At 35.8% G+C, this 23,422-nt stretch carries 19 protein-coding genes and 1 riboswitch; of the genes, 17 read left to right on the forward strand and 2 right to left on the reverse strand.

Annotated features, from left to right (window positions below; all coding sequences use genetic code 11):
* The first annotated feature begins 8 nt into the window (after positions 1-8).
* Both IAE52_RS03805 and IAE52_RS03810 read left to right on the forward strand, forming a co-directional pair.
* Positions 9-983, forward strand: a complete 975-nt coding sequence (locus IAE52_RS03805) for a substrate-binding domain-containing protein (RefSeq protein WP_003129432.1) — start codon at positions 9-11, stop codon at positions 981-983.
* A 199-nt stretch (positions 984-1,182) separates the two neighbouring features.
* Complete coding sequence (locus tag IAE52_RS03810) at positions 1,183-2,613, forward strand: MFS transporter (RefSeq protein ID WP_109991098.1); 1,431 nt, start codon at positions 1,183-1,185, stop codon at positions 2,611-2,613.
* A gap of 46 nt (positions 2,614-2,659) precedes the next feature.
* On the opposite strand, the gene IAE52_RS03815 is transcribed toward IAE52_RS03810, so the two are convergent.
* Positions 2,660-3,343, reverse strand: coding sequence for a GntR family transcriptional regulator (locus IAE52_RS03815; protein ID WP_033898670.1), 684 nt, complete (start codon positions 3,341-3,343; stop codon positions 2,660-2,662).
* A gap of 166 nt (positions 3,344-3,509) precedes the next feature.
* Between IAE52_RS03815 and IAE52_RS03820 the strand changes: the two genes are divergently transcribed.
* From IAE52_RS03820 to dapA, 15 genes are all read left to right on the forward strand, one after another.
* Positions 3,510-5,144: a mannitol dehydrogenase family protein gene (locus IAE52_RS03820; RefSeq protein ID WP_109991097.1), complete on the forward strand. Its 1,635-nt coding sequence runs from the start codon at positions 3,510-3,512 to the stop codon at positions 5,142-5,144.
* A gap of 288 nt (positions 5,145-5,432) precedes the next feature.
* Entirely contained in the window at positions 5,433-6,509 is a 1,077-nt protein-coding gene (uxuA, locus tag IAE52_RS03825) for a mannonate dehydratase (RefSeq protein ID WP_033898667.1), read from the forward strand.
* 184 nt (positions 6,510-6,693) lie between these two features.
* Positions 6,694-8,220, forward strand: coding sequence for an MFS transporter (locus IAE52_RS03830; protein ID WP_012898235.1), 1,527 nt, complete (start codon positions 6,694-6,696; stop codon positions 8,218-8,220).
* Positions 8,221-8,279: 59 nt separating this feature from the next.
* Entirely contained in the window at positions 8,280-9,173 is an 894-nt protein-coding gene (locus IAE52_RS03835; protein WP_109991096.1) for an aldose 1-epimerase family protein, read from the forward strand.
* Entirely contained in the window at positions 9,170-10,588 is a 1,419-nt protein-coding gene (gene uxaC, locus IAE52_RS03840; protein WP_109991095.1) for a glucuronate isomerase, read from the forward strand. Before IAE52_RS03835 ends, uxaC begins: the two co-directional genes overlap by 4 nt.
* Entirely contained in the window at positions 10,585-11,535 is a 951-nt protein-coding gene (locus IAE52_RS03845; RefSeq protein ID WP_109991094.1) for a sugar kinase, read from the forward strand. The genes uxaC and IAE52_RS03845 overlap by 4 nt, the downstream gene beginning before the upstream one ends.
* A 2-nt stretch (positions 11,536-11,537) precedes the next feature.
* The gene (locus IAE52_RS03850; protein WP_017864827.1) at positions 11,538-12,179 is read left to right on the forward strand and encodes a bifunctional 4-hydroxy-2-oxoglutarate aldolase/2-dehydro-3-deoxy-phosphogluconate aldolase; all 642 of its coding nucleotides are present in this window, start codon (positions 11,538-11,540) and stop codon (positions 12,177-12,179) included.
* Between the two features lie 173 nt (positions 12,180-12,352).
* On the forward strand, positions 12,353-14,293 hold the full coding sequence (locus tag IAE52_RS03855) for a PTS sugar transporter subunit IIA (protein WP_033898664.1): 1,941 nt from the start codon (positions 12,353-12,355) through the stop codon (positions 14,291-14,293).
* A 1-nt stretch (position 14,294) separates the two neighbouring features.
* On the forward strand, positions 14,295-14,594 hold the full coding sequence (locus tag IAE52_RS03860) for a PTS sugar transporter subunit IIB (RefSeq protein WP_012898229.1): 300 nt from the start codon (positions 14,295-14,297) through the stop codon (positions 14,592-14,594).
* A gap of 60 nt (positions 14,595-14,654) precedes the next feature.
* Complete coding sequence (locus IAE52_RS03865) at positions 14,655-16,040, forward strand: PTS ascorbate transporter subunit IIC (RefSeq protein ID WP_058203067.1); 1,386 nt, start codon at positions 14,655-14,657, stop codon at positions 16,038-16,040.
* Between the two features lie 180 nt (positions 16,041-16,220).
* On the forward strand, positions 16,221-18,197 hold the full coding sequence (gene tkt, locus IAE52_RS03870) for a transketolase (RefSeq protein WP_109991093.1): 1,977 nt from the start codon (positions 16,221-16,223) through the stop codon (positions 18,195-18,197).
* Between the two features lie 719 nt (positions 18,198-18,916).
* The gene (locus IAE52_RS03875) at positions 18,917-19,780 is read left to right on the forward strand and encodes an MIP/aquaporin family protein (RefSeq protein ID WP_003129417.1); all 864 of its coding nucleotides are present in this window, start codon (positions 18,917-18,919) and stop codon (positions 19,778-19,780) included.
* A 94-nt stretch (positions 19,781-19,874) separates the two neighbouring features.
* A complete protein-coding gene (locus tag IAE52_RS03880; protein WP_109991092.1) occupies positions 19,875-20,951 on the forward strand; it encodes an aspartate-semialdehyde dehydrogenase in 1,077 nt (358 codons plus the stop codon).
* A 10-nt stretch (positions 20,952-20,961) separates the two neighbouring features.
* Positions 20,962-21,417 carry an NUDIX hydrolase gene (locus IAE52_RS03885; protein WP_003129415.1) on the forward strand — a complete coding sequence of 152 codons (456 nt, stop codon included), beginning with the start codon at positions 20,962-20,964 and terminating at the stop codon, positions 21,415-21,417.
* A 64-nt stretch (positions 21,418-21,481) separates the two neighbouring features.
* A riboswitch (Lysine riboswitch) is annotated at positions 21,482-21,657 on the forward strand.
* A 100-nt stretch (positions 21,658-21,757) separates the two neighbouring features.
* On the forward strand, positions 21,758-22,651 hold the full coding sequence (dapA, locus tag IAE52_RS03890; RefSeq protein ID WP_109991091.1) for a 4-hydroxy-tetrahydrodipicolinate synthase: 894 nt from the start codon (positions 21,758-21,760) through the stop codon (positions 22,649-22,651).
* Between the two features lie 39 nt (positions 22,652-22,690).
* Here the strand turns inward: dapA and IAE52_RS03895 are convergent, their stop codons facing one another.
* Entirely contained in the window at positions 22,691-23,362 is a 672-nt protein-coding gene (locus tag IAE52_RS03895; protein ID WP_015426767.1) for an MgtC/SapB family protein, read from the reverse strand.
* Positions 23,363-23,422 lie beyond the last annotated feature (60 nt).

Below are 23,422 nucleotides of genomic sequence, written 5' to 3' on the forward strand. Positions count from 1 at the left end.
AGTTGAACATGAAATTAGTAAAAAAATTAACTTTTGCTTTTGTAGCTACTTTAGCAGTCTCAACTTTGACCGCATGTAGTCTTTATACCGGTATTCCAGGCCGTGATGGAAAGGAAAAAGTAGAAGAGGTAACGCATAAGAAACCAAATGAATTAAATATTGGTGTTTCTATTTCGACAACAAACAATCCTTATTTTGTTTCAATGAACAATGCGATTAAATCAATGGCCAAAGAAAAAAATACAAAATTAACGGTTTCTGATGCCCAAAATGATTCTGCAACACAATTAAATAATGTTCAAAATTTCATCAGCCAAAATGTGGATGCGATTTTAATTAATCCTGTAGATTCTGATGCCATTGTTCCAGCCATTAAAGCAGCCAATAATGCCCATATCCCAGTGATTGCAATGGATAGAGGATCAAATGGTGGAACAGTTTTAACAACCGTTGCCTCTGATAATGTGGCAGCTGGGAAAATGGCGGCTCAAGCCGTTGAAAAATTGGTTGGGAAAAACGTAAAAGTTCTGGAACTTTCTGGAACGCCAGGGGCTTCGGCAACAATAGACCGTGGTAAAGGATTTAATAGTGAAGCTAAGACCTTAGGTTTAAATATATTATCCAGTCAATCAGCTAATTTTGACAGAACAACTGGCTTAAATACTACTCAAAATATGCTCCAATCTCATAAAGACGTCCAAGCAATCTTTGCGCAAAATGATGAAATGGCACTGGGAGCAGCTAAAGCTGTGCAAGCCACTGGACAAAAAATAGCCATTTTTGGAATTGATGGTGAGTCTGAAACACATGATGCCATAAAAGCAGGCACAATGACCGCAACGATTGCTCAACAACCAGCTAAAATTGGTGAAATGGCTTTGCAAGCTACCTATGATTATTATCAAGGTAAAAAAATAGCACATATGATAAATTCGCCAATCTATCTTGTGGACAAAGATAATGTTGACCAACATCAATGGTAGTATAAAATATAAATTCTGTCGCTAGGACAGAGTTTTTTTATTTTTAAAAATAAAGATGAATAATGAATAAAAATATAAATTTGTCCAAGTGACATTTTTAAACTTCGCAAAAAGTAAAATTTATAATATAATAGATAGCTGGGGCTCTTTTAGGTTTGTAAAACTAAAAAGAGTTTATCCTCTAAAAAAAGGAGAAAAAATGGGAGAAAATACTGTTCCTCAAAAATCTAGTGATAATGCGGGTTCAATAGTGGCTTTAATGGTGGCCCTATTGGTAGCAATCTTTGCTTTTCAGCTCAATGCTTCGATGCTCTCGCCTGCTTTGGTTACCATGCAGACCCAATTACACACGACAGCTTCGTCTATAGCACTAACACAAACCATCTTTTTTACAGCTGCGGCCTTATTTGCTCTATTTTTGCCTCGTTTGGCGGATTTGATTGGACGAAAAAAAGTTCTAATTGGAATGCTTACTTTGACAATGATTGGTTGTCTTATCTCAGGATTTGCTACAAATGTGGGGATTTTGATGATTGGTCGTATTTTACAAGGTGCTGCTGGCCCTGTGGTTCCGCTTTGTTTAATTATTCTGCATGTAAAAGTGCGTGATGAGAAAAGATATGCAAAATTAATGGCCATACTCACTTCAATCAATGGTGGAATTGCTGGGGTTGATGCATTAGCAGGTGGTTGGCTAGTAAGTCATGGTGGATTTCGTTCTGTATTTTTTGTTATGGGAATTACTGCGGCACTTGCTATTCTTTTAGTAAGTTTTGGAACGCAAGAGTCAACTGCAAAAGATACACCAAAAATGGATTGGAGCGGAGTCATTCTTTTAGTAGTGGCAATGGGTGCGCTCTTGAGCGCGGTGAATGCCTTGCAAGGAAGTTTTGGAAATCTTGGACTTCCTAATTGGCTTTTAGCTTCACTCTTGGCTCTTTTAGGTTTGATTTGTTTTGTTGGATTTTGGCAAGTTGAAAAACGAGTGAATCATCCAATGGTTCCTATTCATTATTTGAAACAAAGAAGAACTTGGGGGTTATTAATTACAACTCTCCTAACGATGACTGGTGTCTTTGCAATTATGAATGGTATTATTCCAGCTTTGGGTCAAGATGGTAAGTTTGGTTTGGGACTTGGGGCAGATATGGTTTCTCTTGTTACCCTTACTCCTTATGCACTTGCTGGCTTATTCTTTGGACCTGTTTCAGGATTCTTGGCTGCTCGCTTTGGTTTTACAAAAGTCCTTCGGGTTGGACTTTTAACGACGATTATCGGTATTGGTTTGGCCGTTGTTGGAGTGCTACAATCTTCAATCTGGCTTTTATTGTTGGTATCTATCTTCATTGGGATTACCTATGCTGGAATAACAAATATTATGTTAAATGGTCTGGGAATCGTGCTTTCACCAGAGGATAATCCAGGTTATCTTCCGGGCTTAAATGCAGGAATGTTTAATTTAGGAGCTGGTATCAGTTTCATAATCTTGTACGCAGTGCCAACGCTTTTACATACCAGTGTTGGTGGAAGTAGTTCTGGTTATATTTCTGGAATTGTCACAGGATTGATTCTTGTTATTATTGCTTTCTTTACTTCATTTTTAATTCCAGATTCTAAAAATGTAAAATAAATGAGTTACTTATAAAAAACTCTGTCGGAATTCCGTCAGAGTTTTTTTATTCGGGTAAATTATCAAAGTATTCAGGGAAAGCTTGTAAAACTGCCATTTCTTCGTCAAACATCAAGTGCAAATGTTTGGCAGCTGCTGTGACAGCTTTTTCTCCATCATGATTTTCAACAGCGCAGAGTATTTCCTTGTGTTGCTCAATCAAGGTATTCCATGGTAAATCAGAAATCGCAAGGCGTAGCCACCGGAAACGATTGAACTGAATATTAATGGTTTGAAGCCAGTCCCAGACTTGGGCATGATTAGTCATTAAATAAAAAGTTTTATGAAATTCTTCATCAGCATTAAAAAAATTGTGATATTCTGCTTTAGCAGCATATTGTTCTTGAAGTTCAATTGCATCACGCGCTTGGTTGAGTAAAAGATTATTATTCTCTAAAGCCGCAGCTTCGGAAACAATTTTGGCTTCTAAATTTTCCCGAATGAATCGAGCATTGATGGCAGCATCTAAATCAATTTTTGTGACGTAGGTTCCTGATTGAGGGATGCTGTAAATGAGTCCATCACGACGTAAACGAAGAAGTGCCTCTCTGACAGGAGTTCGGCCTAATTGCAAATCAATTTCGATATTTTTTTGTGAAATTTTTTGCCCAGGACGATATTCATTCCTGAGAATTTTGCCTGTAATTTGTTTATAGGCCTGATTCTGTAGATTAAAATTCAATTCATTCATTCTGTAATTATAGAGCAGAGGGGCGGTAAAGTCAAATAATAAAGGTATTCTTTTAAAATAATGTCTTTTTTTTAATATATTCTTGACAACGGTTTCTTAAAAGTGATATACTAGTTTTCGTAGAAGAAAAACTGATATATCACTTTTGGTGTTTAAAGGAGAAATCATGGTGAAATTGCTTGATGATTATTTGATAAAAGCTGAGGAATTTAAAAAAGCGAAAATTAAAATTCCTAACTTTAATCAAGACAAAGTTATAGAGTCAACAGCTGATAATCCAGTCTGGGTCCACTTTGGTGGAGGAAATCTTTTTAGATGTTTCCATGCGGTTGTCGCCCAAGACTTACTCAATCAAGGAGAACTCAACTCAGGTCTTATTGTGGCCGAAACTTATGATGATGAGGTAATTGATAAAATCTATCGGGCATATAATAATCGTTTTCTGTCAGTGACAATGAAATCAGATGGAACTTTTGACAAAGAATTGATTGCGAGTGTTGCTGAAAGTTTTTATTTTAATGCAGAAAATACCGAGGGTTGGGCTCATTTAACAAAAGTCTTTGAAAATCCGTCTTTGCAATTGACGACTTTTTCGATTACAGAAAAAGGTTATTCACTACGGGATTCAAAAGATCAATTGACGCCTTTGGCACTTGAAGATATGCAAGGAAGAAGCAAGCCCAAAACCAATATGGGAGCCGTTACTTATCTCCTTTATGCAAGATTTAAAGCTGGTAAATTTCCGATTGCCATGGTGAGCACAGATAATTTTTCAGAAAATGGTTTGAAATTGCAAGAAGCGATTTTGACCATTGCTAAAGCTTGGGTGGAAAATGAAATCGTAGAACAAGATTTTTATGATTACCTTATCAATCCTAAAAAAGTCAGTTTTCCCTGGTCAATGATTGACCGAATTACACCCAATCCGTCTGAAAAAGTTGCAAAATTACTGACAGCTGATGGTTTTGAGGATACAGAAATTTTACATAGTCAAAAACATACAAATATTGCTCCTTTTGGTAATACGGAAGAAGTTCATTATTTAGTGATTGAAGATACTTTTCCAAATGGCAGGCCGGCATTAGAAAAAGCTGGAGTTATCTTGACTGATCGTGAAACAGTCAATGATGCTGATCAGATGAAAGTTACCGCTTGTTTGAACCCCTTGCATACCGCTTTAGCTATTTTTGGAAGTTTATTAGATTATCATTCAATTTGGGAAGAAGTTGCCAATCCAGATTTGTTAGCACTTGTTAAGAATTTGGGGTATGGCGAGGCTTTGCCTGTGGTTAAGAATCCGAAAATTATCAATCCGAAAGATTTTATTGACCAGTTATTGACTAAACGTTTACCAAATAAAAATATTCCAGATACACCACAGAGAATTGCGGCAGATACGTCACAAAAAATTCCTGTTCGCTATGGCGTAACGATTGGACACTATATTGCCAATCCAAGATTTTCTGTTAAAGAATTGGAATTTATTCCATTAGTCATTGCTGCTTGGTGCCGTTATTTAATCGGAATTAATGATGAGTTAGAAAGTTTTTCTCCAAGTCCTGACCCTCTTCTTGAAGAGTTGCAAGCTTTTGTTGCCGAGGTAAAATTAGATGGTAGTCAGCAAGAAATTCATGAAATTCTAAAACCTATCTTATCTAATCACCAAATTTTTCCAAATGAGATGTACCAAACAGGGCTAGCTCAAAAGATTGAAAATTACTTTGAGCAAATGCTTCAAGGCAAAGGAGCAGTGCTTAAGACACTGCAAATCGTCCTAAAAGAACACGGAAAAAATTACTGACAGGCTACTTATTTAGAACTGTCAGTAAAAAATATCTGAAAATTTACTGACAGAATGTTTAATTTTGAACTGTCAGTAAAAATACTGCTATCAGTTTTTCATTTCTGCCAAATTGTGAAAAGAAAAAACTGACCAACTTTTTAATCAAGCTTTAAATAAAGTTTTGGCAGATTTGCAAAATCAAAATTACGAAATCATTGACGTAAAACTTTCAGCAGGTCTTACCGCTTGGTGGGAAGCTATAGCACACTATTTGATTTTATATAAATAAGATAAAGGAATAAAAAAATGGAAATGACAATGCGTTGGTTTGGTTCAAATGCAGATAAGATAAAACTTTCTGAAATTGCCCAAGTTCCAGGTGTTAAAGGAGTCGTTGGAATGATTATGGACATTCCAGCAGGAGAAATTTGGCCAAAGGAGAGAATCAAAGCACTTAAAGAAGAAATTGAAGCCGCAGGTTTAAGTTTAAAAGTAATTGAATCTGTCAATATTCATGATGATATCAAAATTGGTTTGCCAACTCGTGATAAATATATTGAGAATTATAAAGAAACGATTCGAAATCTTGCTGAGTTTGGGATTGAAGTGATTTGCTATAATTTTATGCCTGTATTTGACTGGTTGAAATCAGATTTGGATTATCACTTATCTGATAATTCACAAACTATGGCTTTTATTGCTGGGGATATTCCAGCAAACCCTCAGGAGATAATTGACCGCGTTCAAGCAGCGGATGGTGGCTTTTCACTCCCAGGTTGGGAACCTGAAAGATTATCAGAAGTCAGAGGACTCTTTGAGGCATACAAAAATGTCGATGAGCATAAATTGCGTGAAAATTTTGCTTATTTTCTAAAAGCAATCATTCCTACATGTGAAGAAGTTGGGATTAAAATGGCGGTTCACCCTGATGACCCTCCTTATCCGATGTTTGGGCTTCCTCGGGTGGTGAAAAATCGGGAAGATTTAGATTGGATATGTAATGTTGTAGATAGTCCGTCAAACGCGATTACGCTTTGTACGGGGTCGATTGCTGAAGATCCAGCTAATAATGTCTATGAAATTATGGCTGAATTTGTCAAAAGAGACCGAATTCCTTTTGCACATGTGCGGAATATTAAATTTTTGCCAAGTGGTGAAAAAGATTTTTATGAAGCTCCTCATCTGTCGGAGTATGGTTCGCTTGATATGTATAAAATAATGAAAGCCATGTATGATAATGGTTTTGATGGCTATATTCGTCCAGACCATGGTCGAATGATTTGGGGAGAAACAGGACGCCCAGGCTACGGTTTATATGACCGAGCACTTGGAGCAAGTTATCTTAATGGGCTTTGGGAGGCGCTTGAGAAAACGAATCAGTAAATAAAAATGATATGAAGAAATCTATTTTAAAGAACTTTTTGTGAAAAAATGTGCGGAGAATACTCTCCGCTAAAATTAAAACGTTGGAGTAAGCGTTTCACAAAGTTCACAAATTAACAAAGTTTATGGAAAAATTTGTCAATTTTCACTGACAAAAATATAAAAATAGGAGAATCTGTTTAAAATGGCAGAAAAACAAAAAACTTCATGGGTTTATACCCCAAAAGCAATCAATACAAGGCGTGGTCTTCTTTACGGTTTGACTGATTTAATGGGCGGAGGCTGGAATAACATTGTTTCAGGAGTTATCTTTGTCTTTGTTCTTTCACAAGGAATTAGTCCTCTTTTTACAGGAGCAGTTTTGGGAATTGGTCGGATTATTGATGCCATCTGGTCCCTCTTTTTTGGGGCAATTACTGACCGTTTTTATCGAACAAGATTAGGACGAAAATATGGCCGACGTCATTTCTTTATTGCACTTGGCGGAATATTATTTGCGATTTTATTTCCAATGTTTTGGATTTCAACTAGCAGTTGGCAATATTATCTTTGGGTTTATGTTGCTATTGAGGTAGCAATTTCCATGATTTTAATTCCTTGGGAAACCTTGCCTACGGAAATGACGCCTGATTATAAAAAACGAACCACTCTTTCAGGGAGTCGAATGTTTATTTCAGCAACTGGAACGGCCATTGTCTTCTTTACCTTAGCTGTACTTAAGTCATTTAATAATCCTAATGCTTATCTTTATACGGGAATTACTTGGACAGTCATTTTTGTCATTGCCATTTTCACTTCATGGCGAGCAAGCTGGGAACGTCCTTTAACTCCAGAATTTCTAGCAGAATTAGATGCTCAACCACGACTTGGATTTAGTGGATTTATGAAAAAAACAGTGACAGATTACTTTGGCACTTTCAAAAATAAATCATTCAGAAAACATTTATTGGTTTATCTCCTCTCATTTACTGGAAAAGATTTCTATTCTACACTACTCCCAACTTTTATCGTGATTGGATTGTCCGGAACATCTGCCAATGCTCCGTGGGTTCTCCAAGCACTCTCAGCATTTGGTATTCTATCGACTATTGCCGCAGTAAAATTAATGGTCACTCGTGGTCCGAAATATTTATTTACTTTGAGTTATTTGGCGATTATTGTGGCCATGTTAGGTTATTTTGTTATCTATTTGACAGGGATTAATAATCCAATGTGGATGCTTGTGATTGTTTCCATTATTTATCAACTTGGACGAGGAATTTTAGAATTTACTCCTTGGAATGTTTTCCCTTTTATACCCGATGTTGACCGAATTTTTACACATGGTGATAAAGCGGGCGTATATGCTTCTGTCATGACTTTCTTTCGTAAATCAACAGGGGCACTTGCAACATATATTGCTGGTTGGGCTCTTGAAGAAATTGGATTTAATTCCACAACAATGACGACTCATGCAAATACGCCATTAGGTATTCAGCACGGAATTATGTTGATTTTCATCTTTGTTCCAATTGGCTTGTTAGCAGCCGCATTAATTGCAGCTCGCACCTTTAAACTTAATCGAGCCAATCATGATATTTTAAAAGCAGAATTGCAACGTCTTGAAGAAGGAGGCTCAAAAGCTGATGTAACTCTTGAAACACGTCAGGTCGTTGAATTACTGACAGGTCACTCTTATGAAAAATGTTGGCCTGACCAAGCAGACATTTAATGACAAAAGCTTAAAAGTTTACTGACAGGCGCTGTCAGTAAATTTATCGGAGAAAAACGATGGAAAATCAATTGTTAACACTAAAAAATAATGAGCTTACTGTTCAAATTAATCCAAAAGGGGCTGAATTAACTCATGTAATTGAGAATAAAAATAAATTTGATTTTATTTGGAATGGCTCTGAGTGGCCAAAACATGCCCCAATTTTATTTCCGGCTATTGGACGTTCAACTGATGATGAATATTTGCTGAACCAGAAGATTTATCCGATGCAACAACATGGTTTTGCTTCAGATTATTTCTTTGAAATTATTGACCAGAAAGAAGACCAGATAAGTTTGTCATTAAAAGATAACGAGGAAACTTATCAATCCTACCCTTTTCAATTTGAATTAAAAGTCACTTATCAACTGGTCAGTAAAAAATTGAAGATTCAATTTGAAATAAAAAATCTGTCAGTAAAAAAATTGACTTTTGCCTTAGGATTTCATCCAGCTTTTAACCTATCAGCAAATTTTGAAGATTACCAGATTTCCTTTGAAACTAAGGATAAGACTTTAAAACAATTTGAAATTGTCAAAAATCCATTTCCTTATCGTTCGGGAAAAATCATAGAAATTAATAAAGCTGTCAGTAATTTTCCACTTGAAAGAGAATTCTTTGAAAAAGGGCTCGTCATTTTTGACAATGAAATCGAGGAGGTGAAACTTTTTTCACAAGAGACAGATTATCAAATGACCATGAAAATGGCGGATTTTCCTTATCTTTGCTTGTGGACAAAAGAAGACGAAAATCTTTCTTACCTCTGTATTGAACCCTTCCAAGGACTGCCTGATATTCTCAATCAAAAACAAGAACTCTTGCAAAAAGAAGGAAATATCAGCTTAAAATCAAATGAATCAAAAACTTACGAAGTTGAATTAACTTTTAATAGTAATAAAGGAGAATCATGAAATTTTTATCAGAAGATTTTTTACTAACGAATGAAAGTGCCAAGATGCTTTTTCACAAACATGCAGAAAAAATGCCAATTATTGATTATCATTGCCATCTTGAACCCGCAGAAATTTATGAAAATAAAAAATATGAAAATTTAATACAAATTTGGCTAGGTGGGGATCATTATAAATGGCGTTTGCTCCGTGCGAATGGTATTCCTGAAAACTTAATTACTGGCGATGGAGAGGATTATGAAAAGTTTTTAGCATTTGCTAAAACACTCGAAAAATCATTTGGTAATCCAATTTATGAATGGACTCATCTGGAATTAAAACGATTTTTCCATATTGATAAGTTGATTTCAAGCGAGACAGCCAAAGAAATTTGGGATGAAGCGAACCAAATGCTTGCCACAGATGATTTCAGACCACGCGCATTGATTAAAAATTCACAGGTAAAAGTTGTTTGTACAACAGATGACCCTATTTCAACGCTTTCTTATCATGAATTATTAGCCAAAGAGGAAAAAGATTTCAAAGTTTTGCCAGCTTTAAGACCAGACCATTTAATTTCGATTACTGACGGACATTTTGCAGACTATTTGACAGAGCTGTCAGCAGTTTCTGGAATTGAAATAAAAGGTTTTAAGACGATGATTAAGGCACTTGAACAAAGATTTGAATTTTTCACAAGCCTTGGTGGACGTTTGTCTGACCACTCCTTATCTACCTATACTTTTGCAGAAACTAAAAATGTGGATTTAGATTCTATCCTTCAGAAAGCCAAAGAAAATCAAACTTTAGCAGACCTAGAATATAATCAATACATTACGGCATTAATCCTTGAAATTATGAAATTAAATAAAAAATTTGAATGGACAATGCAACTCCATGTTAACGTCAACCGTTCTATCAATGGCCCAGCCTTAAGTAAAATTGGTGAAAATACTGGATTTGATAGCATGGGAACTCAAGCTAATATTTCTGAGGAATTAACCAAACTCTTTAGCAAAGCAGCAGAACTTGAAACCATACCAAAAACCATTCTATACTCCCTTAATCAAAATGATTGGCTTGAATTAGCCACAATGATTGGCTGTTTTCAAGGTGAAGGAGTGCAACAATTACAACTTGGAGCTGGTTGGTGGTTCAATGACACCAAAAAAGGAATGGAAAACCAATTAGAGATTTTTGCTTCACAAAGTTTATTGTCCAATTTTGTCGGAATGTTGACAGATTCACGGAGCTTTTTAAGTTATCCACGTCATGAATATTTCCGTCGCGTCCTCTGTAATTTTGTTGGACAGTTGATTGAAAATGGTAGAATCCCTGATAATGAAGCACTTGTTGGAAAAATGATTGAAGATATTAGTTATAATAATGTGCATGATTATTTTGGATTTTTCAAAGATGAGGACTCTAAGCAATGACTGAATTTATAACTCTTGGCGAACCTTTAGTCGTTCTTGCCTCAGAAAATCAAGATATAAGTTTAGATGCAGCTGAGCATTTCAGCAAATATTTAGCTGGTGCGGAGCTAAATGTTGCGATTGGTTTGAGTCGTCTAGGACATAAAGGAATTTATATTTCTAAAGTCGGAGAGGATTCATTTGGGAATTTTATTATTGAATCAGTCAAAAAAGCGGAGATTGAAACGACCTATCTCACCAAAGATAAAAACTATTCAACAGGCTTTTATTTAAAACAAAAAGTAAGTGAGGGCGACCCAAAAGTTGATTATTATCGCAAAAATTCTGCAGCGGCCAATTTATCCATTGCTGAACTAAAAGCTCTAGATTTATCAGGGATAAAAATTGCGCATCTCTCAGGAATTTTTCCAGCCCTTTCAGAAACTAGTTTAAAAACATTTCAAGGGTTCAATCAAAAATTAAATGAAGAAGATATTTTAACCATTTTCGATCCAAATTTACGACCTGTACTTTGGGATAATCAAGAAAAAATGATAAGAACAATCAATGATTTAGCAAAGCAAAGTCAAATCATTCTGCCAGGAATAAATGAAGGTGAAATCTTGACCGGTTCATCCGAACCAGAAAAAATCGCTGATTTTTACCTTGAGCAGAGCACTCTCACAAAGATTGTAGTTGTCAAATTAGGCGCTGATGGTGCTTTTGTAAAATTAAAAAATGGTGAACAATATTTTGTTTCTGGATTTAAAGTAGCAAAAGTTGTTGATACGGTTGGAGCAGGAGACGGATTCGCCGTTGGTCTTGAGTCTGCCTTACTTGAAGGAAAAACCTTAAAAGAAGCCGTCAAGCGCGCCTGTGCCGTTGGAGCATTAGCAGTTCAAAGCTCAGGAGATAGTGAAGGTTATCCCACAAAAGAAGAACTAAAAGCATTTTACAAGGAGATGTAGTCATGCAAAGAGCAGAATTATTAAATAAAGTGATTCAATCAGGAGTCGTCTCGGTCGTCCGAGCTGAGAGTGGCGAAAAAGCATTAAAAATCGTAGAAGCTGTCGTCTCAGGAGGAATCACTTCTATCGAATTGACCTATTCAGTCCCGCGAGCTAACGAAGTTATTTCTGATTTGGTAGCCAAGTATCTAGGAACAGATGTAGTGATCGGAGCAGGGACAGTTTTAGATCCGACCTCTGCTCGTTTGGCCATTGTTGCAGGGGCTCAATTTATTGTCAGTCCAAGTTTTAACAAAGAAGTCGCAAAGATATGTAATCTTTATCAGATTCCCTATGTTCCGGGAATTTTAACTCCACTCGAAGCTCAAAAAGCTTTAGAGTATGGGTCAGAGTTAATCAAACTTTTCCCAGGTGATATTACAGGTCCCAAAATGATAAAAGACTTAAAAGGTCCATTTCCTTATATTAATATCCTTCCATCGGGAGGAGTAAATGTTGATAATGTTGCTGAATGGTTTGCAGCAGGAGCAGTAGCTGTAAGTGCTGGAGGTGGGGTTACAGCTCCAGCAGCCAACAACAATTATAGTGGGGTTACTGAAAATGCCAAGAAATTTATGGCAGCATTTAAGGCAGCTAAGAAATAAAAATTAGCTATTAATTTTCCCTTTTGAATAATAAAAAACTTCATTTTTTGGAGTTTTTTTATTTTCTAAAGTTCAGTCCAATTATTTTTATTTAGTAAAAGTAATTTGGACTGTAAGCGCTATATTTTGGTAAAATAATTGAGTTATAATAAAAAATACAAGGGAGCGTTTTTATGATTAATTATGATTTAGACATTCTCTTTTTTTCAAAACATAAATTATGGAAATTAGAGCGAATATTGGAGGTCACTAATCTAGATAAAGAAAAATTTTATCGAATATTGGAGGAATTTAATCAAAAATTTGAAAATCAAGGTTTAAAAAAATTGGAATATAAAAATGAATGCTTAGCAATTTCTGATAAAATAGAAAATTTTGAAGAAACTCGTTATTCTATCAATCAAAAGACATTTATTTTATCAGAAGTTGAAAGGCGCTCCCTTATTTATTTACTTATTTTTACAAATGAATCTTCCTTCTCAATTGCTCTTTTTCAAAAATATCTTCAAGTAAGTAAAAATACGGTTTTAAGTGATTTAAAAAAACTTAGAGAGGAGCTTATGAGCAAAAATATTCAGATTGAATATTCAAGAAAAAAAGGATTTTCCCTCAATTTTGAGGAGAAAATTTTACAGGAGAAGGCTTGGTATTATTTGCAAAATTTATCTGAGGACGCAGGATTTTATACCTTATCAAAAGTTTTAAATGATAAGGATCCATTAACTATTTTTAAGAATAATCAGCTATTGAAAAAGATAATGCAAGAACTACAGATTGAGATTGTTTATAGTCGATATCTTTCGACATTACTGTTTGCAAGTTTGCTCAAGTGTAGAGGTTTTGAAAAGGGGAGTGAAAATATTAATGAGCTACTCAAATCATTAATTATTGGGATGTCGGATGGAAAAAATACAATTGAGCAAGACAATGGTTTATACCGAATGGCCTTTAGCATTATGGAAAATGTTATGAAATTAGCAGCAATTGAATTCGATGATTTCACAAAGACCTTTATGGCACTATTAGCTCACCTAACTCCTGCATACTATCGATTAAAAAATCATTTTGAATTAAAAAATGTCCTGCTTGAACGGATAAAAAAAGAGTACCACTCCTTGTTTTTACTGATGGATAACGTCCTTCAACCATTAAAAGAAGAGGTCGGTGAAATTTCAGAATCTGAGAAAGCTTATTTTGTCATTTTATTTGGTGGAGAGATCTATAAAAATAAGTACTCAGGTAAATCATTAAAAGCAATTGTACTCTGTGTAAATGGAATCAGTTCGAGTTTAATTATGCAAAAAAGACTAGAGAGTTTATTCCCGGCAATGGAATTTATTCTGAGTGCTCGTGTCTCTCATTTTGAAAAATTACCTATAAATTCATATGATATTATTTTTTCAACGGTTCCTGTAAAGTCAGACAAAAAAGTTTATCTTATGTCAGCTTTTCCAGAGCAGCGTGAAGAAAATAAGCTCTATAATCAAGTTTTACAAGATTTTCAGCTCCCAGGTTTTATAAAACCATCTGCTCAAACTATTATAGATTCAATAGAACCTTACATTATTATAAAAAAACCAGCAAGTAAACTGGATTTAATAAAAATTATTGAAAAAAAATTAAATCGTACTAGAAAAGAAGGGAAACTATCAGGAGTTATGCTAACAGATTTACTTACAAAAGAAAAAATAAATTTTACCAATAGAGAATTGACCTGGCAAGAATCAATTGAATTAGCTGCACAGCCCCTTCTTGATAAACATGAAATTGAAGAGCGTTATATCAAAGCTATTATTGATAAAGTAGAAGCTTTCGGCCCTTATATTGACTTAGGATTGGGAATTGCCCTTCCTCATGCTCGTCCAGAGGAAGGGGTCAAAAAATTAGGAATGTCATTTTTAAGATGTGAACATCCAGTAAAGTTAATGAACGATGATAAGCATGAAATTAAACTTTTTATTGTTTTAGCAGCTATTGATAATGAGACCCATCTTAGAGCTCTATCAACCCTTACTAAGATATTATCAAATAAAGAACGCTTGGGTCAGTTACTTGCAGCAACAAATGCAACAGAAGTTGAACAAATACTTTTAGAAGAAGAAGGAGAAAAATAATATGAAATTTGCATGTGTATGTCAATCTGGGTTAGGAACGAGTTTTATGGTTCAAATGAACATTCAGTCATTATTAGAAGAATCAGGAGTAAATATTGATAATTTCGAATTGGAGCATATGGATGTTGGGTCAGCAACACCAGATGCAGCGGATTATTTTTTTGTTGAGGCAACATTAGTATCTGCTCTTCCTAATATTCCCACAGAAAAAATTATGCCACTTCAGTCAATTATTGATAAAGAAGTTGCGCGTGAAGCACTTTATAAAGTGCTTGATGAAAATAACATAAGTCATCAATAAGAAAAAATAAATCGAATCTATAAAGTACAAAATTTTTCTAGACTAGAGGAGAAAAATAAAATGAATGGTATTTTAAACTTTATTGTATCAGTCGCAACTACTCCAGCGCTTTTAGTTGGATTAATTGCAATGTTGGGATTGATTTTGCAGAAAAAAACAGCAAGTACAGTTATCCAAGGTTCAATTAAAACATTTGCAGGTTTTTTGGTTTTGACTGGGGGTGCGGGGATATTAGTTACCTCATTGAATCCCTTTGCAACGATGTTTCAACATGTCTTTAATGCTAAGGGAGTTGTGCCATCCAATGAAGCGGTGGTTGCTTTAGCATTAGTGAAGTATGGAACACCCGCAGCCTTAATTATGATTGTGGGATTTATTGTCAATGTAATACTTGCACGTTTTACAAGATTTAAATATATTTTCTTGACTGGGCAAGCAATGCTCTATGTATCAACAATGTCAGCTGTTGTACTTATTTCTGCTGGACTAGGAAATGGTTGGTTGACAATCTTGTTAGGAGGAATATTTGAAGGAACATTGCTGACAATCACACCCGCTCTAACTCAACGCTATATGCGGAAGATCACTAGTAATGATGGAGTTGCAATGGGCCATACTGGCAATATGGGCTATGCTCTATCCGGTTGGCTTGGAGAAAAATTTGGAAATAAGGATCCAGAAAAATCAACTGAAAAATTAAATATCCCTAAAAACCTTGGGTTTTTGAGAGATTCTACTGTTTCTATTTCTCTAGTAATGATGGTTGTCTATATTATTTTAGCTTTAATTGCAGGTCCTCATTTTGTTGAAAGTCCAGCTTTGTCTGCTGGAACTAATTATATTGTCTATGCGGTCATTCAAGCAGGGACTTTTGCAGCAGGATTTGTGGTTGTTCTTCAAGGTGTTCGTATGATTTTGTCAGAAATTATTCCAGCATTTCAAGGGATTGCTAAAAAGCTTGTTCCTAACTCCAAACCAGCATTAGATGTTCCGATAGTATTTCCTTATGCGCCCAATGCTGTTTTAATTGGATTTTTTGTCTCATTTATTGTTGGAGTTATTTCTATGCTAATAATGCTTGGCTTAGGAACAACTGTGATTATTCCTGGTGTTGTTGGTATCTTCTTTTGTGGAGGAGCAGCAGGAGTTTATGGTAATGCTTTTGGAGGTTTGCGTGGGGCGATTATCGGCTCAACAGCGAATGGATTACTGCTAGCTTGGGGTCCACTTTTAATTCTGCCTGCCTTAGGTTCGTTTGGAGCGAATTCTGCATCGACCTTTGCAGATTCAGATTATATTGTTTCAGGAGGATTGCTTGGGGTAATTGGCAAAGCTGGATCAATAGCATTAATTTCCTTTATAATAATTTTTCTCTTGATTGTATTAATGACGAGTTTGATTTTGAATAGAAGAGATAAAATTAATTCAAAAAGCAAAGAATTATAATTGAAAAAATAAATTTTTTGAAGATTTATAAAACAGGTCAACCGCAACCTTTCCCACCAAAATTAAAAAGATTTTCATATAAAAACATAAAAAAAGAAAAAAATTTTAATTTCAGAGAATGAAAACCGTTTCTAACTTGTGTTATAATGTGAGTATAAATAAAAAATATGGAGAAATCTTATGTTTGATACTACTGATCAATTGGCTGTAAATACGATTCGTACTCTATCATTAGATGCGATTCAAAAAGCAAATTCAGGACATCCTGGACTTCCAATGGGCTCTGCACCAATGGCTTATGTACTTTGGAGCAAATTTCTTAATGTGAACCCTAAGACAAGTCGTAAATGGTCAAATCGTGACCGTTTTGTCTTGTCTGCTGGTCATGGTTCTGCAATGTTATATAGTTTATTACATTTGGCAGGTTATAATGTAACGACTGATGATTTAAAAGGTTTCCGTCAATGGCAATCAAAAACACCGGGACATCCAGAAGTTAATCATACAGATGGTGTTGAAGCAACAACAGGTCCTTTAGGACAAGGAATTGCCAATGCTGTCGGAATGGCAATGGCTGAAGCACATTTAGCAGCACAATACAATAAACCTGGTTTTGATATTGTTGACCATTACACTTACGCCTTAAATGGTGATGGTGATTTGATGGAAGGTGTTTCACAAGAAGCAGCTTCACTTGCAGGTAAATTGAAACTTGGTAAATTGATTCTTTTCTATGATTCAAATAATATTTCTCTAGATGGTGACTTATCTATGTCATTTATTGATGATATTCAAAAACGTTTTGAATCATATGGCTGGCAACATTTATTGGTAAAAGATGGAAATGATTTAGAAGAAATCGCAGCAGCTGTTGAAGTGGCTAAAGCTGAAAAATCTAAACCAACAATCATTGAAGTTAAAACAGTCATTGGTTTTGGTGCTGAAAAACAAGGAACTTCAGCAGTTCACGGAGCTCCTCTTGGAGCTGAAGGTGTTGCATTTGCCAAGAAAGCATATGGTTGGGATTATCCTGAATTTACAGTTCCTGAAGAAGTATCAAAACGCTTTTTAGAAACGACAGTTGCGCGTGGTGAAGCGATGGAGCAAGTATGGCGCAGTACTTTTGATGATTATTCTGAAAAATACCCTGAGCTTGCTGAGCAATACGCAAAATCTTTTGAAAATGAAACGCCAGAGCTTACTTTGACCAAGCATGAAATGGAAACAAGCAAGGCCAGCCGTGTAACTTCACAAGAAGCTATCCAAGAATTATCAGCTCAAATGCCAAATCTTTGGGGCGGGTCTGCTGACCTTTCGGCTTCAAATAATACAATGGTTAAAGTTGAAGAAGACTTCATGCCAGATAACTATGCTGGACGTAATATTTGGTTTGGTGTACGTGAATTTGCGATGGGAGCTATTATGAATGGAATTGCTTTGCATGGTGGAACTCGTGTCTATGGCGGAACATTCTTCGTCTTCTCAAACTACATGCTTCCTTCTGTTCGGATGGCTGCTCTACAAAGCTTGCCAGTCACTTATGTTTGGACACATGATTCCATTGCTGTTGGGGAAGATGGTCCAACTCACGAACCTGTTGAACAATTAGCTTCTGTTCGCTCAATTCCTAATTTGGATGTAATTCGTCCAGCTGATGGAAATGAAGTAGTGGCTGCATGGCGTCGTGCTGCATCAAGTAAAAGCCGCCCAACCGCACTTATTTTGACTCGTCAAAATCTTCCAGTTTTACCTGATACTTACGAATTAGCTGAAGAAGGTCTGAATCGTGGGGCTTATATTCTTTCAAAAGAAGAAGGAAAACTTGAAGGAATCATCATTGCGACTGGTTCAGAAGTAGCATTGGCTCTTGAAGCCAAGAAGACTTTGGGTTCTGGCATTCGTGTCGTTTCAATGCCTTCAATGAATATTTTTGATGAACAAGACTCAGCTTATCGCGAAGAAATTTTACCAAAAGTTGTAAGACGTCGTTTAGCGATTGAAGCTGGTACAAGTTACGGATGGGGTAAATATGTTGGACTTGATGGTGCAACAGTTACAGTAGATACTTGGGGCGCTTCGGCACCAGCAAATATCGTTCTTCCAGCTTACGGATTTACTGCTGAAAATGTAGTTAAAGCATACAAAGAGCTTGACTAATATTGAAAAAGGAGTTCTGATTTTTTGTCAGAGCTCTTTTGATTACAAACAAGTCTGTCAGTAAATTTTAATTAAAAAATAGAAAGGAAATAAGATGGGGATTTTACTTGCAATTATTGTGGGAGTAGCTTCAATTTTGAACTTAATGTATGGACAAAATCAGCAATCCAATATTTACTGACGGTTCTGTCAGTAATATTTTTAATCATTTATCGTGGGAAAAGAACTAAAAGGGTTCATTATAATGGATATGGTCAGAATTATTTTACGATAGGATTTACTATTTGTTTCCTTAGTTTTGTGGGAACGGTAGGAATTTTGATTGGCTTCTTGTTTCATTTAGCATAATATGTTAAAATTTAACTATGCGATGAGTCGAATAATTCTACTTTGTAGAATTTCGAAGCTAAGGAATACTGGGAAATTGGGTTTTCCGCGCAGGAAGCGTGAGTATTTGTCAAATTGTGTGAACCTTTTTGACACACTTTTAGTGCCTTTAAAAGCCCTCGAAAGAGGGCTTTTTTTACGTAACGATTAAAATAATTAATAAAAAAATCTTGTTATAATCAGATGAATACAATGCTGAAAAAATATATAAACAATCTATTGTAGGAGTTAATCATATTTTCGATGTTATTATTAGCAAGAGTTAAGAAAAATATGATAAAATTGAAGTGTCAACATCTTTATATATTTTTTAAAATAGAAAGGAAATTATCATGGATGTTTCATGGATGACAAAATATATTGCTGAGGGATTGGGAACTATGCTTCTCGTCTTGCTTGGTAATGGTACAATTGCTGGGGTAACCCTCAAAGGCTCTAAAAATGAGGGCATGGGTGGTCTTGCAATTGCATGGGGATACGGAATTGCGATTTTAGTTCCTGTACTTGCTTTTGCAAATGTTTCAGGTGCACATATTAACCCAGCAATTACAATTGGACTCGCTTCAGCTGGTTATTTCCCTTGGGCACATGTTGCACAATATATTTTGGCACAACTTATTGGTGCAATTATTGGTCAATTACTTGTTGTAGCGATTTATAAAGAATACTTCGCTAAAACTAATGACGGAGCAATTTCTTTAGGCGCTTTTTCAACAACCAACGCTTTGGATAATGGTTCAAATCGTGGAAAAGCAATTTTCAACGGATTTATCAATGAAGTAATCGGAATGTTTGTATTTGTTTTCGGAATTCTCAGTTTTACAACGAACTTCTTTGGTGCAGAATCAATCAAATGGATGACAAGCTACGCTCAACAACAAGGAGCTGATGTTACAGCGAATGCAACAGTAAGCCAAATTTGGGCTTCTGTTTCAGGCGCTTCATCATCTAAAATGATTGGTGCGCTTGCTATTGGTTTAATGTTTGTTGGTTTGGTTACAGCATTTGGTGGACCAACTGGTGCAGCATTGAATCCAGCACGTGACCTTGGTCCTCGTATCGTTTATAGCTTCTTACCACAATCAGTTGTTGGTGAAAATAAAGACGCTAAATGGTGGTACGCTTGGGTTCCAGTTGTTGCCACAATCGTTGGTGCAGTAATTGCAGCTACAGTCTTTAAACTTATGTTTAAATAAAAACAAAAATTTCTGTCGAAAGGCAGATTTTTTCTTGCCCTTATAACTTAAAAGCGCTATAATAATTATAATTTACTGAAAAGGACAGACAATTATGACACAATATAATATCGCCGTCGTTGGTGTTACTGGTGCCGTGGGTACACGTATGCTTGAACAATTAGAAGAATCTACACTTCCTATAGAAACCGTACGTGCGCTTGCAAGTAAACGTTCGGCAGGAAAAATTGTTGAATTTAAGGGGCAAGAGCTTGTTGTAGAAGAATTGACTGAGGATAGTTTTGAAGGTATTGATATTGCTCTTTTTTCAGCCGGAGGCTCAGTATCAGAAAAATATGCCCCTTATGCTGTAAAAGCTGGAGCTGTTGTCGTAGATAACACCTCATTTTTCCGTCAAAACCCTAATGTCCCCTTGGTTGTTCCAGAAGTTAATGCACATGCTTTGGAAAAACACAATGGAATAATTGCCTGTCCTAATTGCTCAACGATTCAAATGATGGTTGCTTTAGATCCGATTCGTCAAGCTTATGGGCTTGAGCGAGTAATTGTCAGCACTTATCAAGCGGTCTCTGGTGCGGGTCAATCAGCAATTAATGAAACAAATCGTGAACTCCAAGAAGCACTTGATGGAAAAGCACTGACAGAATTGTCAGCAGAAATTTTACCGTCTGCTGGAGATAAAAAACATTATCCAATTGCTTACAATGCGCTTGCACAAATTGATGTATTTACTGACAACGATTATACTTATGAAGAAATGAAAATGACAAATGAAACCAAGAAAATCATGGAAGATGATTCAATTGCGGTTTCGGCAACTTGTGTCAGAATTCCAGTTCTTTACGGTCATTCTGAGTCAGTTTATGTTGAAACGAAAAAAGTAGCAGACATTGATGAGGTTAAACGTTTGATTTCTGAATTCCCAGGAGCTGTTTTAGAAGATGATGTTGCTCATCAAATTTATCCACAAGCCATTAATTCAGTTGGTCGTCGTGAAACTTTTGTGGGTCGTATTCGCCGTGATTTGGATGCAGCAAATGGGATTCATCTTTGGGTAGTTTCTGACAATTTACTCAAAGGAGCAGCTTGGAATTCTGTTCAAATTGCTGAAACGCTACATGAGCGTGGCTTAGTTAGACCAACTCATGAGTTAAAATTTGAACTGAAATAAGGTATGTTAAATGAGTTATATCAGTAAAATTCGTGAAAAAATTGGCCATGAGCTTTTGATTTATCTGGGAGCTGGCGTTATTGTCTATTCTGATGAAAAAATTCTCTTACAAAAACGTAAAGATAACGGAACTTGGGCTTTACATGCGGGTGGCATAGAAGTTGGTGAAGAACTTGAGGAAACTGCTCGCCGAGAATTATTTGAAGAAACGGGACTAAAAGCAGGTAAACTTGAGCTTTTAGGAATTTATTCAGGACAAGACCGTTTTATAACTTATCCCAATATGGACCAAGTTTATATGCCAGGCCTTTATTATATTTGTCGAGATTTCACAGGGAGTTTAAGACCACAAATGAGTGAAGTTGAAGAGCTGAAATGGTTTAAATTTAAAGAAATTCCAAAAAATATTCATGAGCCAAATCGCCGTGTTATCGAAGATTTCATCCAATTAATTGCGAAAGAATAATAAACTAGACTGTATAAAAATAAAATTTTTGACCTCGTTTACTAAAGTATGCTATAATAGGTCAAACAAAATTAGAGGTTGCGAAGACGAAGAAGTTAGTGGAGCGGTGAACGCACTGAAGCTGATGGCGGCGTTCTTTGCCGAAAGAAAAATTGTCACAAAATTTTTCTTGGGCTGTGTGGTTAAATCCTACAGACTGTCTTTCTGTCAGTACTGACAGAAAGGGGAGCTAATCAAAATCATTTTTGACGAACTTTTGAGAACCTCTTTTGCATAAAAAGAGGTTCTTTTTGACCTCTTGACAAGAGCTTGTCAGTAAGCTCACACATAAGGAGAAATTATGTCAGCAAAAGAAACAATTGAAAAATTACAAAATGCACGTATCATCACGGCCCTAGTGACCCCTTTTAAAGAAAATGGCCAAATTAATTTTGGAGCATTTCCTAAGCTCATTGAGGATTTACTTGCTAATCATACGGAAGGCCTTATCTTAGCTGGAACAACGGCTGAATCGCCTACTCTTACTCATGATGAAGAATTGGCAATTTTTGCTGCGGTTAATAAAATAGTGGATAGCCGTATTCCATTGATTGCAGGTGTTGGGACTAATGACACACGTGATTCGGTTGAATTTGTCAAAGAAGTTGCTGAACTTGGTTACATCGATGCGGGACTTGCAGTGACTCCTTATTACAACAAACCTTCTCAAGAAGGAATTTATCAACATTTTAAATCCATTGCTACTGCGAGTGATTTGCCAATTATTTTGTATAATATTCCAGGAAGGGTGGTCACTGAAATTCAGGTAGAGACCATCTTACGATTAGCAGAACTGGAAAATGTAATTGCCATCAAAGAATGTACAAATACTGATAATCTGGCTTATCTCATTGAAAAGCTACCCAAAGACTTTTTAGTTTATACTGGAGAAGATGGGCTAGCTTTTCACACTAAAGCTTTGGGAGGTCAGGGTGTAATCTCGGTTGCCAGTCATATCCTAGGTCAAGAATTTTTTGAAATGTTTGCAGAAATAGACCAGGGCTCTATTCAAAAAGCAGCGGCTATCCAAAGAAAAATATTACCCAAAATAAATGCACTTTTTAGTGTCACAAGTCCGGCTCCAATCAAAACGGTTTTGAATGCAAAAGGATATGAAGTTGGTGGCTTACGTTTACCACTTGTAGCTTGTACTACTGAGGAAAGTAAAATAATTCTTGAAAAAATTGGAAATTAAAAAATACCCTTTTAGGGTATTTTTCTTTATAAAAGTTGGTCAATATTCAATTGATTTAATCTTATCATTCGATTCCAAAAGACTCATTAACGAAGCGATTTCAAAAGCTTTTGGTAAGTTCAAATATAGCTCAGTTTTTAAAGAATTATTTGATTTTTTTTCAACTTTTATACTAAGAATTTTGACATCTTCCTCTTTCAGCTGTTGTTGCAACAGTTGAAGCCCTTCAAAATCTTCTAATTGAAGAATAAGATGATCGCTCGTCGCTGATTTTATCCATCGATAATTTTGGTGTAAAATAATTTGAAAAAGTAAAATAAGTAAAGTAGCTACAATACCTATAAAATATAATCCAGAGCCGATAGCCATCCCAATACCAGAAGTTGCCCAAATTCCAGCCGCAGTAGTCAATCCATTAACGGATTGATTGTGAACAAAAATCATTCCAGCTCCTAAAAAGCCAATACCACTTACAATTTGAGCCGCAATTCTGGAAGGATCAAGATTGACTCCATGAGTACTGATGATGTCCATAAAACCATATTTTGAGACAATAATCATTAAAGCAGCACTCAACGCAACAATTAAATGAGTACGTGTGCCAGCATTTTTGGAACGGCTATTTCTTTCATAACCAATGGCATATCCACATACCCCAGCTAATATTAATCGAATTAACCAATCAAGTTGTGTTAAGAAAGTAATCTGCATAAAATTTCCTCCTTGTCATTTAAAACTTACCTTCCATTATATCGCTATTTTGATTAGAAA

Origin of the sequence: Lactococcus sp. S47, from assembly GCF_016517475.1 — a bacterium.
Taxonomy (GTDB): Bacteria; Bacillota; Bacilli; order Lactobacillales; family Streptococcaceae; genus Lactococcus; species Lactococcus lactis.